Genomic DNA, 13610 nt, shown 5'->3' on the forward strand with positions numbered 1-13610 from the left:
TTCTCATTACTGAACTTTTTTAACAGCTTTTTATAATTCGCCTTATTCAGTTCCGTTTCAGAAATGAAGTATTTTAAATCCTCTATGATGAAGAAATTAGGTGATACAGTATTGGCTTTCGCTTCTTTATAAAGCAGACCATCAGGCCTTTCACAAAGAAAGTTGATAAGGTATTTATCTTGTAAGTCTAATTCTTTCATCTTAATCGTTAATTACTTTGATTTTACCTGTTACCACATCATTAATTAGTGTTTTGCGAAGCTCCTTGAGGGTGGTTATCTGGGTTTGGATGTTGGCAATGATTTTGCTGATAGTGTCCAGTTGGGTATCCAAGAATTGTGCAATCTCCTTTTGTTCATTTAATGGAGGGAATGGAATCTGAATAACAGCCATTTCACCATTCATTATTTTTGCTCCATTTGTGTCAATTCGCTTATTATGGGATGCACTCATGTGAAGTGCATATCCAGTATAACCTAAATCCAAATTTCTCCTTTTTGGCTTTAAAGTACCACAGACATTAGTACAGCTGAATTTTCCACTTCTTTTGAAAACTGTACCAGCATTAACACCATCTGTTGTCCAAGTAAGTAAATCAGTATGAAAATCGTAGGTAGCAATAAATCCTAAACAGCCGTTATTTTCCGTTTGAGATGAGAAAACAGGGTATCTCCCATCATGAAGCAATTCTTCTTGACTAATTACTCGACCTCTTCCAATAAGAAATTGGTCTTTTATTCGCTCAACCGACCAATGTTCAGGAATTTGCTCGATATAACTTATTCCAGTATTCTTGAGTTTAAGGCTGCCATTTGAGTAATCTAATCCTCTAAAAACAAGTGATCGAATGAGACTTTTTCGCAACTCTTGATAGTAGCTTGTTTTTCTTTCTAATAGGCTTATTTTTTTGTCAATGGCTTGAGTTTTCGTGTCGAGGAAATGAGCAATTGCGGTTTGTTCTTTTTGACCCGGTAAAAGAAACGGTGTGCTCAAAGTTTGGCCCATATTTAATGCCTCCTTTGATGAACCTGCCTGAATTAAATTGATGTACTCTTTAAGTGCATTTGATTTGAAATAATAAGAAGCATAAGGTACTAAGGATTTTTTTATCCGTAAATAGATAATATGCTGGTTAATATTAGCTGTTGGGAGGCTCTCCGGAACCACACAGGTTCTTCCAATGGAAGCGCCAGTGATATTGATCAAAATATCAAAAGGTTTGAGCTGAGAGCTTTTCATTTTTTGATGAGTTTCAATATCAATAAATGACACATCATCAATTCTCAGTCCATCATCATAGATATTTTGACTTCTTAATAGGGGAACACCAGAATCAACATAAACTTCGCTTCCACCTTTAGGAGTGACACCACTTCCAATTTTTTTAGCAATGTCCTTTACTCTTATCACCTGCCAGGTAGATGGAACTTCATCTAGCCAATCAATTTTAGAATCCTTATATGAGTCGTACTTAATCATAAAGCCAATTCCTTTTCTAAGTTTATTAAATCGTTCTCCAGTGCTTCTAAATCAGCATTGATAGTCGAAACTTCCCTTAGCTTCTCAGGTTTGTAAAAGACCTTATTGAAATTAATTTCTACCCCAATAACATTGTCCAGATACTCAAAAGGCTTTGTTACATATTTAGCCATAAAATCCGTAATCCATTCCTGGTTTTCGGTTTGGTCTGATGAGTATGGAATAGTTTCATTATCCTTTTGCAAATCTTTGGTTAATTCAACCGTGATAACTATTGAAGCATTCTTCGACTTAGAAGCCTTTTTGAAAGTCGATTTGATGACTATCTTTCCACAACCTAATTCTGATCGCTTGTTGCCAATCTCCTCAATAATTGTGTCTTTATCTGAATCATACCAATAGATAGCCTTCTTCGTGAAAACTTTTAGATTCTGTTCTTTATAGTCAAGTGCAGCAATATTTGGCTTTATTTCTTCATTGAATTTTGAATCCAATGATGGGCAATTTGTTTCATCAAATTCGGTAATTTCAAAATGTGTGAAAGTAACTGTACCAGCTTCATCGGTAATTGTAATTTTCACCGGATCGAGCTTGATAGATTTTGCTTCTACTTTTTCGCCCTCTTTGGTTTCATTAACTGGCATTTCAATGAATTTGCCATTTATATCCACATTAGTAAGCATAATGCTCTGCCTGTTGTAGTAGAAATGCCATTTATCGAATACTTTACAAAATTCATTTTCTTTGAAGTCGGTGAATGCTTTTACAATCTCAGTCCTGTTGTCAAGATTCATTTGTTTACGCTTCTTACCCTTGCTCTTTTTCAGTCCTTCATACAGTTCACTTGCATTGATTAGGATTACTTTGTCTTTTCTTTCGACAGGTTTATTTTTATTGAATATCCACAGGTAGGTATAAATACCTGTGTTGAAAAATTCATCTGTAGGCATTTGAACGATACCTTCCACCCAATCATTGTCAAAAAAGTGCTTTCTGATAGTGCTTTCACCGCTTCCTGCATCTCCACTAAACAGTGTGGAACCATTATGAACTACTACTGAAAACCCATCATTCGCTAATTGGTATAAGATATGTTGCGTAAACAGGAATTGACCATCTGAAATAGACGGAAGTGCGACAAAGCGTTCAGTAGTATCGTTCTGAATATCTTTCTGGTACCCTTTCCAATCTACACCGTAAGGTGGGTTTGCAACCACTATATCAAACCGTTTTTCAATAAATGATATATTGGTAAGTGTATTGCCATATTTAATTTCTGAATCGGCCCTAAAACGACTTTCAATCTTAGCTAAGGCATAAAGGCTATCGCTCCAGTCCTCACCAAATGTTTTAGTGGGCCTTTTGAATTTCTCTTTGATTTTATCCTCTACACCAAAGAGTAAGTTGCCACCTCCGCAAGTAGGATCATAAATAGTAAGGAACCTACCATTATCCTCAATTTTAGAGGCAATAAGTTCAGAGATAAGCGAAATAATATCGTCCGGAGTGTACTGTTCTCCGGCTGTTTCTGCTGAAATATCTGCCCATTTTCTTTTAATGTGTTCCTCAAGGGTGGTTATTTCAGAGTTATTAAAAGGTGTAAGGTCAATTTCGCTCCAGGCCTGTACCGTTTCAAATAATATTCTCTTCTTTTTGAGCTGACCACTGATGCCTGAGATGTCCAGAAACTTTTCGTCTTCTGCTCCTTTGTCAACTCCCAATAAATATTTGGTCTCAGGATCAAAAGACTTTAAATAAAGGTGAAAATCAGAGTCAAAGGCTTTGTCGTTTTTGCAAATGTCTTTTAGGGATTTTCCTTGTCTAATGATGTAGTCATTGTATCCTAATCCTGCTAATTGGAACTCTTCCACAAAATCTTCAACGTTGTTCTTACCTATTTCTTCCTCTAATCTGTTTGCTTCCCTTATCAATCTGCTTTCTACCATCAGTAGGGCGAAATAAGGCATCATATATTTAGGGAAGTCGCTCTGTTTGATTCCTGCTCCAATAAGTAAATCGGCGGTACGCCAGACCTCTGATTCGTATTTCAGAATATTAATGCTCATGCTTTTTTTAGTTCTTTTTTTACTATTTCTATTGCCTCACTTGCCTGAGGTTCATTTTGTATCAAATCCAAAATTTGATCGGCCAACCAAATGGAAAAGAGAGCAGTTCTATCTACGTGGAGAAGCAGTGCAAGTTGTTCAACCTGTTCCCTTTTTGCTTTCCGCTCTCCACGCTCGATTTTGCTAAACATGGGTGTGTCTATTTCAAGATTGGCAGCCAACTGTCGCTGGAGCAAACCTTGGTCTTCTCTCAATTCTTTTATCTTTTCACCGAAGTTCATGACTTTTCTTTCTTTGGCTTGTCAAATTTTGGTGAATCTACAAAGAAATTTAGATCATTCCTCAATTATTGTTTTTATACTCATCAATGGCCTAAATAGCGATTTTATAATTTTTCAAAGTAAATGAATATGTGCGTTAATGTAGATCTCTAGGAGAGATATTATCCTTATTAGAAAGAAAAGGATGCCTATTGCTTGAAACTGTTTCACAAAAAATCCAAACATGTGGAAATGGCAAAGTTTGATATTAGTAATAATAATATCAAACGGTACTTTAATTAAAATATTTACTGAATTGCTAGGCCTCTGTCACCGTAATAATAGGAGGACCTTACTTCCCAACTCAGGATGATAAGATGGATCATATTGGATGTAGCCAAAGCGCTGTAATTCCGATATACACTTATGGTAAGTGACGATACTCTTAATATGCGCGAGTCGCATAATCTTCTTTCGGGATATAAATATAGGCGCACGGCTTTCATTCGTATTGGCTAATTGTACAATTGCAAAAACAACAGCCATGTGCCAAACAGTTATCCGCTGATCATGAGAAAAGGAAAGCAGGTAGCTGCTGAAGAAATTAAGATCAATTGTCATAACCTATCCTCCTTAACCGCAAACAGCGCTTTGATCTCTGCGAGGTTATAATACCAGGTCCCTTCTATTTTCACAGGCTTTATCCTACCGCTGATCCTTAGATTCTGCAAAGTTCCCGGTGATACCTTTAGCATCTTTCTCACTTCACCGCTTTTCAGCCATTCAGGCTGTTCTTCTTTTTTTAAATCCTGGTTAACTATCTTTTTAATATCATCCAATAACCGGATGCGAAATATTTCCAGATCTTCCTTACTCACAATTTCTAAACTCACGATCTTCAGATTTAATAATTCCTAATTTTTTATTGCTTCATAACTTCACGGTGCTGCTTTCCCATCGGCTGTAGGTCCTGTTATAAGTGATGTAGCCAAATTCATTCAACTGCTGTATCGTCCTATGATAGGTTGTAGGGCTGTATATTTTGGATACACGCATCAATTCGGAACTAGTTATGTTCAGCATCTCGGCTCTGCCCTGGTCATAATAACATTTAAGCAGGGCAGTGTATAACGATATATGGCCAGGCCCGATTCTACCGTCATTACTCGCCCGCTGAAGGAAGTTGCAGAGTGTTTCTAATGCTTCCATAACCTAATGTGAGAGCCCTTTACCTTTTTTAATGACTTTTTCTTCTTTCTTCTGCGGATGCAGCGCAACCACTTTAGTAGGTGCGGCTTTGGTCCTTATAACCTGGTCTACAGCGATTCTCCTGTTCTGATCGTCGTAAGCATTGACCGACCGCTGGAAAGGATTAGCTTCAATAGTGTAGTTCTGCTTCGCTCCCTCTTTAGTAATGGTTATCTTAACCAGGTCACCTTGTTTTAGCAGACGAGATGCGGTATCCACATCCATTCCCAAATGAGCTTCGGTAATCCCTGCTGATTTAATAACGGTATTCCAGTTAAAGGCATCATCAGATTTTATGACCCGTACCCTATGATTACCGTCCGCATCCTTATCGGTTAAATCAAGCTGTAACCAGCGTTCGTTGCTCCAGGGAACGTTTACCTCCTGATTTAGTACAGGTCTTCCGGAAAGGAAATTGGCTGTTTCATGCTGGGTTAAGACAAAATCCTGACTTGGCTTAAAAGAATGGGAGCGTATCTCTTTAGAACCATTTTTTAATGTTGCCTTGTAATCGGTGAAGTCATAAAGTCCCTGCTCATTCCTTTTAAAATTCAGATTAAAATCCACCCTTTCATTTTCACGGGGATAATAAGAAACAGGTATAGAAAATGTTTCCTTTCCCTGGCTAATTTGTTGTGCCATTTGGTTATTAGCCTCTCCAAAACCTGCACTGATCAATTTAGCCGTTAACTGTTCGGTATTGTTAACTGTAGCACGTTCCTGCTGCCTTACCTGTTGCAACTGCCGGATTGGGGAAAGTAAGTTCCGTAAGAATCGCAAAACCTTGTTAGGATACAGCGTTCGTCTTAATTCTTGCCGTTCACTTTGGATCACCCGGATCATTAGGCGTTCATCAAAACTCATGGAACCGGCATACCTGACCTGAAGGTTATTGAGAAATGCCAGTTTCTCTTTTAAAAAGGGCTTGTTGTTTTTAATGGTACCGGGTATCAGCTTTTCAATCCTGCTTTCCCTTTCCTGCCATGCTTTCAATGCTGCCTCAACTCTATTCTGCGGTTCCATGAGTATCTGTATAATTAATGTCTGATGCCTGCGCTTTTTTTCTTACCCGTTTTTTTTTCAACGGCATCTTTTTCGGCTGAAAGATTATTTTTATTGTCCTCCTTCTTACCCTGCTTTTGGGATTGATCGGATAAATCATTGGTAACATTCTGTGCTTTGGATTCAGCAGGTCCCTCCAGTCCCTGGTTCAGGCGTTTATTGATGTCCGGAATGGACTTCATATCAGCATCATAGGTATTGAAATTCCAATTCTTAGGATTTGCCTGCAAATACCCTTTGATGGTATTGTCTTCTTTTGCAAATGTTACGGTGATCACCTCTCCTTTTTTCAGATCCTTCTTAGCATCATCATCCAATGGCAGCTTAAGTGGCACATTCGCTAACTTCTCTTCAAACTTGAAGCCGTATCCTTCTCCAAAGGATTGTAGTTTAAAGTTTCCCCTGGCATCAGTGTCCGTAAAATCGATCTTACGCCAGGCCATGTAGGTATCATCTTTTATTGGCTTATATACCGTCTTTCCATCTTGTTCTATCGGCTCGTGCCGGTTGTATTTTTTCTCTACAGAACGCCCTTCCAAAAGATTAAACGCTTCCCTGGCTGTGATCCTTTGATCGGCGTAAAACTCTGTTGATAGGTCTTCCATTCCGGGACGCTTAAGTGTTGCCTGGAAACTATTAAAGAAATAGTTATTCTCTGTTTGTGATTTGGTAAATGGAAGGGTGTACACCATTTCCTTACCCGCATTCAGCTTGCCCCCGATTTCCTTCCTGATCTCGATTTTAAATTCCGGCTGTAACGTAGCCATTTCTCTTTTCAGGTGTTCGATGTCGATGTCGAAGCCTGTGTATTTTACATTGGTGTGCAGGCTCTCTGCATTATTTGTTATTTCAGTACTCATTGTCTTAGTTATTAAAGATTTGAACTATTGATATGATTAATTGAATGGTATTAATTGTGCGTTCCAGTCATCACGAGAATAAGCCCTGTAGGGCATACAAGATGATTACTGTATCCTGTCAGCTCTGAAGATCTTCTTATTGCCGATACTCAAATCCAGGTTTCGCCCCCCGTTATCCTCCTGCAATTGCACTTTAAATACCTGCTTATTAGGAATGGTGAACTTTGGTACCGCCACGACAACAACCTGTTCCGAGTTGCTCCTTATGATCTTGCCATTACCCAATACAAAGAGAGGCTTAATGTCAATCTCCTGTGAGGCGGTGCGCCTGGATTTCTTTTTATCTTTAATAAAGAAGCGCAGCGTCTTAATATCATAATTTAAAGCGGATAGGTTCTTAAATTCAAACTGGAAATACATGACGTCTTCCTCGACAAACATGCCCTTCAATTCAATTTCAACACCGTAGGCAGATTTTTTGATGCCCCGAACCGATTTTCTCTTTACCGCTACCTTGTCAGCATTACCCTGTATCAGATCAGTTGTGGCATCTGGTGTGAATACAGCAAGTGGGTTAGGCGTCAGCTGGGCATTCTGTACCTTAATATTGATGCCTGTAGGCTGTTCAGAATAGTTCAGCACATATGAGTATAAACTGCCGTCCGCTGTCACTACTGTCAGGTTTGTTTCTGCAAAGTCTTGTCTGCCTGCTTTTAGCTGTAAGACATTTTCAACGCCAATAGCCTTTTGCACCAGGATATCACGACTACCTTTATCTATGCTCTTGATCGCATAAGGGAATATCAGGTTTGTTGTTTTGGCAAAAGTTATTGCCAGGCGGTATGGGTCAATAGCCGAGGTTTTTGTTTCCTGGGCATTAGTTGTCAAATTGAGGAGAAATAGGAAAATTCCGAATATCCCTGCTGCACATTTCATTTTCATCATTTGGAATTTTTAATTTGAATTGAGAGTTGTTTCTTTTAATCCTGGTCTTTTTGTTTTTCGTCACGCAGTAACACCTGGTAACCTGCCTTTACAGTGACACGGATCAGCTTCACCTTTTTACTGAACAGGCTTTTTGCTGCCTCAACACCAACAGTAGCCGCCTGCATTTCCAAAGTGGGGTCCATACTTTGGAAACCGATATTCTGCAATCCCCTATCCGCTGACTCTTTGGCAACCTCCCTGCTTATGGCTCCTGGTATATAGATGCCGTCCAGGCCATCCATATCAAAGACTGCAAGCTCTGTTGTGTACAGGTTATTGTTATAGCGGATACTACCGATCTTGATGCCTAGTCTTTCGCCGCTCAATGAAGCAATGCCGTGAATAAAGTTGCCCTTCGGTATCAGCTGGCCATTTATAAAAATGTCACTGGTCAGCCGGAGTTTGACAATAGAGCCGGTAGTGATCGTTTGATCTTCATGAATCACAGCAGATATGGCGTTATTAACCGTTCCTCCAGTGTTGGCATTGTCAAAAGAGAAAAAGCCATTGACCTCCTTTTCATTTCCTCGACTACCATTTGATTTTGCCAATACTTCTTTATCCAGGGTAGACACCGGATCAGGCTGTTTGCCGGTTGATACAGCATAAACCCTTCCTTTACGTTGCTCGGAGGTTTGCCGCAATTTTTCCTGTACCAGACCAGGATTCTGTATAGCCATGATCTTTTCGAGCATACCGTTAAGCTGGTTCATTTCCGGGTCCGGCTCATTTCCGCCTTGCATGGCTTTCATCATTTGCTCCAGCCTATCCACATCAGCACTGGTAACGCCTGCCGTTTTTGAAGCGCCGAAATTGGCAGAGGTATAGGGTTGTTGCTGCAATGGGTCTACCGGTTGGGTCAATGCTTTGTTCAGAAGATCCAAACGCTGATATACTTTTTGCTCCTGTGGGTTCGTGTAAGCAGCGCCATAACCAGGAGGAGTGGTTGCAAAACTGCCTCCATTAAATCCCAGGCGCTGCTGGTCCAGTGTCAGATTTTGATCCGCCAGCTCCCTGTTCTGATAATAGGGATCATTTTTTTTCAAATCCCTCATTTTAGCTGAATCCTTTTCCGCCGCGTTATAGAACTGCATCTTATCCATGTTGCGCTCATCTTTCAGGTTCGCCCCAGGCACATCAATATTGATCCCGCCTTTGGCAGATGCCGCAGCTACGGTTTCAGTGCCTCCTCCCATCGCCCAAAAAGCCAGGGTCATGAATGGGAAAACCAAAACAGGCAGTACAGTTAGAAATTTTCTTTGCCTTAAAAATTTAGGCGAGTGTTTGTTGTCCATATTTATTGATTTAATTGTGATTGATATAATTGCTCTATTGTCCTGATGCTATCGAGCAAACCCGGATGTTGCTTTCTAAATTGATCGTATTGCGGTCTGCCGGTTGGTGAACGGGCAAGGCTATCCATATACAGCCGGTATGTTTTCAGTTTTTCATATTCCTGAGCACTGATGATTGGCCGCTTATGCGGTACCTGCGCTGATTGCACTGGCATTTTAATCCGATCAACAGATACCATTGATATTGGCTTAGGTTGCAGCGCGGACCGGATCAGGTAAATACAGGACGCAGCAGTAAGGATACAGAAAACGGTTAATGCCACCCATTGGGTTCTTAACGAAAGTCCTTCGCTTTTCGCAGCCATCCAGGCTGCCCAGCGTCGTTGAATGCTATTGATAAAAGCACCTATACGGGATGCTACAATCTCGCTGCCTGATGCCTTAGTGCTATTTACCTGGTTTGGCTTTTTGAATGGATTTTTCATAATTACCTGTTTTCGATTTTCAAATCTTTGTTTTCCAGTGTTGCCCAGCGCTCAATCAGAAACCCATGCGGGTTGTTATCACTGCGGCTGACATTACGCAGGTAGCCTTCTGTAACCAGGCTGCGCGAAACAATACTGGTAGTCCTGATGATTCTTTGGGTGGCAAAACATCGGAAGGCATAGGGATAGGCTGACAGATCAAGATGAATACTGTCTACAGCTATCTGCTGGCTGATATTTGCCGATATGATATTGGAATAAAAGCCACCTTCAGACAGGTTATCGTATTCCCGTTTGGCGGCCCCATCAGCCAGGTAAAGTGCTTTAGTGATATTGGATGTGATCACTTTTTCATCCGGATCAAGTGTAAAGAACAGCCTGTGGAAGGTCCTGATGTGGTCTTTAGCTTCGACAGGTATATTTTCCTTTCGGTCCGAAGCAAATGCTTCTATGGCTTTTCCGTTGGCCAGTACATAAACCTTGGCCTGCATTTCAGATACCAGTCGAAAGCTTTTATACAAGGCATAGCAGGATAAAAGGATGCATCCGGTAATAACAATCAAAGTAAATCCCCTCACGTGTTTGAATGCCGTGTCTATATTTTTTGCTTGTTTAAACATGTTGTATTAATTAAATGATTGACTATTTATTGACCTCTCCCGGACAGTTTACTGTGCTGATAGTCACCTCCATTACTATTGCTATTACCACCACCAGCCATTCGGCCCAATGCACCCGAAACGCCTGTGCCTGCATCATACTTCTTACCGTCAGAATAGCTTTTTTGGGTATCAATAACCGATGTAACTGCGGCACCCGGTGCACTTGCAGCGCTGGACATCATACTGGTGACTTTCTGACCTAATGCACCGCCACCACCGGCATTGATGATATAGGAGGATATAGAAGGAACCATAAAATAACCTGCAATACCAATGATCATAAATACGATATAGGCTACGTCGTTGGAACTGAAGAAAGTGTCTCCCGTGGCCCCGATCTGGCTCAGGTCCAGTTTGATCATTTCAACTTGCACCTTACTGATAATAGCCCCGAAAATGTTAGCGACAGGTAACCACAGGAATACATTGAGGTAACGGGCAAGCCAGGCGGATAACGTGTGCTGCAAACCGTCAAATACAGCAATGCCAAAAACCAGCGGTCCCAATATGGCCAGAACGACCATCTGAAAAGTCCGCAGCGTATCTATACAGAGTGCCGCTGCTTCATACAAGATCCGCAGGACTTCGCTCATCCATGCCTTCACCGAATTACGAAACTGGTAAGCCATTTTAGACATCATAAAGCTGACCCCGTCCCCTACGATACCGGTAGGGTCCATCATATTGGAGATTATCGACTGATCTTCATGAGTGTACTTGTACCACTTGCCAAAATCACCCATATTGTCGTCCCCCACGTACATGAGCCAGGCATCTGTCTTTTTAATCGCTTCTTCCTTTTGCTTTAGCAAGGTCTTAATCGCCTGGTTTGATCCTTCCATCATCTTTGCAGTACCAACTACTGTGGGTTTCATGACGCCATTAATCAGGTTAAGCACCATCGGGAACATCAAAATGCAAGTGCCCAAAACAAAGGGCCGGAACAAAGGGTAAAAATCTATCGGCTCTGCATTGGCCAGGTGCCGCCATACCCTTGATGAGATATACCATAGTGCCGCAAAACCGGCAATGCCCTGACCTACTCCAATGAGGCCGCGGCACATCGGCATCATTTCGTCATATAAATGCTCCAGAACGCCTTGCATTCCATGCATTTCATCGGCAATACCGCCCTGGGCCTTGCTTATTATGGGCAATACCATACCCACTACCACGCTGAGCGTGGTCCTAATCCACTTTGCCATATTCTGATTTTTATTTATTTACACCATGTAGATTGCGCATCGTACCGATATCGCTTTTTTCACTTGCCCTCTGCGCTGCAAGTATTCCCGCGTTACTATTGAAGTTTCTGAGGAAAACCAATTTGTCCGCCATGTCTTCATGAATCCGGTCTATAGCCTGCAACCGTTCATCATCTGACATGCGAAGCTTCCCGGCAGTGACCACCATTGTTAAGTCCTCCAGGTTACCCAGGCTGCTGCTGATCAGCTTATCATAAACACTGCTGATGTAGTCTAACTCCCCTGGGTTAAAGAGATCAGCTGCCTTGAATTTTTTACCGGCTGATTTGTATTCATTCACGATCTGCCGCTGGATAGATATGATGTCCGCTATCTTTTTATAATCCCGGACTGTAGGGCTAACGGCCATTAGCCCGTCAAGAAAGGTCTTATGCAGACTGAAATTTCCTTCCGACAAATTCTTTATTGTCTTATAACCACCTTCCAGGATACTATAACCTTTCTTCATATCCTTTAGGATCTGCTCAAACTGTCCGAGCTTCTCAACATTTAGCAGGAGCTGCACCACCTCCTGGGATTGCGCCTGTACTTTATTGATGTATGCTGCGACAAGCAATGCCAGCATTATTATTTTCTTTTTCATAGCTATTCTTTTATGCCGTTTACTATTTTGATTGTCTGCAGGCCATTATATTCCTGTTGCCTGGAAGCGCTGAGTACCTTTGCCTCATCACCAAAACCACGCGTGAAGCGGTAATTATCCTGCATTTGCTCATGTATGCCGTCTATGCGCTTAATGCGTTCATCATCCTTTAGTTCCAGGCGGTTTGCCGTGGTGAGCGTGATCAGCTCATCAACCAGTTCGGCACAGTTATCCAGCATCCTGCCGAAGGAGCGATTAATATAGTCCAGCTCTTCGGATCGAAGCATCCCTCCTTTGCTCAATTGCTTCCGGGTCTCAGCACAGCTTTTAAGAATATCGGCCTGTATGGAAATAATCTCTGTTACCTTATAATACTTCCTGATTTCAGGGTTAACAGACTTTAAGGAATTGAAAAATGCATTATGCAGGTTGAACTCACCATCTTTCATGTCACCAATGAAATCCAATCCTTGCTGGGCTATCTTATATCCTTTTTGAGCATAGTCGATATAGACTTTAAGCGCCGCGATCTGCTGAAGCAGGTATTTCTTTTGGGTCTTTTTCTGCTTAAACCACTCATCCCAGGTCTGCGCCTGAGCAGCACCAAAAGAAAGACAGCATACTATTATAAATACTATCGTTTTCATATACCTTAATTGAGTCCGTATAATTTCCTGACCATATCTACATCATTCTTCGCCCTGGCCCGCTGCATGCTTAAACCAATATTCTGTTGGTTGAACCTGGTCAGGTCGTAATAGTTATTATCTACTTTATTAGAAGCAGCATTGATCAGTTCCAGGCGTTTCGCATCCGTCATTTGAGTTTTAAAGGAATTGATGACCAGGTAGATCTGTTCCATATTGTCTGCGCTCTGTTCCAGGATGCCCCCGTAAACCCTGGCCATATAAGCCAACTCACCGGCATTGAAATTTTTATCTTTCTGGAACAGGTTCCAGGCACGCTTATATTCATCCACCAGCCGTACCTGCTTTTGAGTGATGTCTTTAATGCGCTGGTAATAGGCAATAATGGTTTTCACTTTCGCCAGCTCTTCGTAATAGTCTTTGTATAAGTCCTTCTGCCGCTCAACCCAATCACCGATATCATCCAGCTTCAGTTTGGACAATGTGTTTTCCAATGTCTTTTGTGCGTTTTGCAACCAGATGGTTTTGTTCTGAAGGCGCTGGACCTGGAGATCAACTGCTTTGATCACTTTTTTAATGCCTTCTTTGATGATCTTAGCGATCAGGGCCGGGGCTATTGCCTGGGCCTGCTTTACCGGGATGGCGACAATGCTGATCATTAGCAGCAATGCGATAATTTGAATGCTGAACTTTTTCATCGTTCCTTGTTTT

Annotated in this window: 15 protein-coding genes; all 15 read right to left on the reverse strand. The window is 41.4% G+C overall.

Annotated elements, in window-relative coordinates:
• Positions 1–201: 201 nt before the first annotated feature.
• The 15 genes from IM797_RS04965 to IM797_RS05035 all read right to left on the reverse strand — a co-directional run bounded on the left by IM797_RS04965 (position 202) and on the right by IM797_RS05035 (position 13597).
• A complete protein-coding gene (locus IM797_RS04965; protein WP_194125970.1) occupies positions 202–1479 on the reverse strand; it encodes a restriction endonuclease subunit S in 1278 nt (425 codons plus the stop codon).
• A complete protein-coding gene (locus IM797_RS04970; RefSeq protein ID WP_194125971.1) occupies positions 1476–3545 on the reverse strand; it encodes a class I SAM-dependent DNA methyltransferase in 2070 nt (689 codons plus the stop codon). The genes IM797_RS04965 and IM797_RS04970 overlap by 4 nt, the downstream gene beginning before the upstream one ends.
• Positions 3542–3826: a helix-turn-helix domain-containing protein gene (locus IM797_RS04975; protein ID WP_194125972.1), complete on the reverse strand. Its 285-nt coding sequence runs from the start codon at positions 3824–3826 to the stop codon at positions 3542–3544. Before IM797_RS04975 ends, IM797_RS04970 begins: the two co-directional genes overlap by 4 nt.
• A 596-nt stretch (positions 3827–4422) precedes the next feature.
• Positions 4423–4698 carry a helix-turn-helix domain-containing protein gene (locus IM797_RS04980; RefSeq protein WP_194125973.1) on the reverse strand — a complete coding sequence of 92 codons (276 nt, stop codon included), beginning with the start codon at positions 4696–4698 and terminating at the stop codon, positions 4423–4425.
• Between the two features lie 37 nt (positions 4699–4735).
• A complete protein-coding gene (locus tag IM797_RS04985; protein WP_194125974.1) occupies positions 4736–5014 on the reverse strand; it encodes a hypothetical protein in 279 nt (92 codons plus the stop codon).
• Between the two features lie 3 nt (positions 5015–5017).
• Complete coding sequence (locus tag IM797_RS04990; protein ID WP_194125975.1) at positions 5018–6076, reverse strand: hypothetical protein; 1059 nt, start codon at positions 6074–6076, stop codon at positions 5018–5020.
• A gap of 14 nt (positions 6077–6090) precedes the next feature.
• Positions 6091–6975: a hypothetical protein gene (locus IM797_RS04995; protein WP_194125976.1), complete on the reverse strand. Its 885-nt coding sequence runs from the start codon at positions 6973–6975 to the stop codon at positions 6091–6093.
• 105 nt (positions 6976–7080) lie between these two features.
• Complete coding sequence (gene traN, locus IM797_RS05000; protein WP_194125977.1) at positions 7081–7920, reverse strand: conjugative transposon protein TraN; 840 nt, start codon at positions 7918–7920, stop codon at positions 7081–7083.
• A gap of 35 nt (positions 7921–7955) precedes the next feature.
• The gene (gene traM, locus IM797_RS05005) at positions 7956–9257 is read right to left on the reverse strand and encodes a conjugative transposon protein TraM (protein WP_194125978.1); all 1302 of its coding nucleotides are present in this window, start codon (positions 9255–9257) and stop codon (positions 7956–7958) included.
• Positions 9258–9259: 2 nt separating this feature from the next.
• The gene (locus IM797_RS05010; protein ID WP_194125979.1) at positions 9260–9742 is read right to left on the reverse strand and encodes a hypothetical protein; all 483 of its coding nucleotides are present in this window, start codon (positions 9740–9742) and stop codon (positions 9260–9262) included.
• A gap of 2 nt (positions 9743–9744) precedes the next feature.
• Entirely contained in the window at positions 9745–10362 is a 618-nt protein-coding gene (traK, locus tag IM797_RS05015) for a conjugative transposon protein TraK (RefSeq protein WP_194125980.1), read from the reverse strand.
• A 26-nt stretch (positions 10363–10388) separates the two neighbouring features.
• The gene (gene traJ, locus IM797_RS05020; protein ID WP_194125981.1) at positions 10389–11609 is read right to left on the reverse strand and encodes a conjugative transposon protein TraJ; all 1221 of its coding nucleotides are present in this window, start codon (positions 11607–11609) and stop codon (positions 10389–10391) included.
• 10 nt (positions 11610–11619) lie between these two features.
• The gene (locus IM797_RS05025) at positions 11620–12252 is read right to left on the reverse strand and encodes a TerB family tellurite resistance protein (protein WP_194125982.1); all 633 of its coding nucleotides are present in this window, start codon (positions 12250–12252) and stop codon (positions 11620–11622) included.
• 2 nt (positions 12253–12254) lie between these two features.
• Positions 12255–12899: a hypothetical protein gene (locus IM797_RS05030; protein WP_194125983.1), complete on the reverse strand. Its 645-nt coding sequence runs from the start codon at positions 12897–12899 to the stop codon at positions 12255–12257.
• A 5-nt stretch (positions 12900–12904) separates the two neighbouring features.
• Positions 12905–13597 (reverse strand): conjugal transfer protein TraI, encoded by a 693-nt coding sequence (locus tag IM797_RS05035; protein ID WP_194125984.1) that lies wholly within the window; start codon positions 13595–13597, stop codon positions 12905–12907.
• Positions 13598–13610: the final 13 nt, after the last annotated feature.

Source organism: Pedobacter sp. MC2016-24, assembly GCF_015223055.1.
Lineage (GTDB): Bacteria > Bacteroidota > Bacteroidia > Sphingobacteriales > Sphingobacteriaceae > Pedobacter.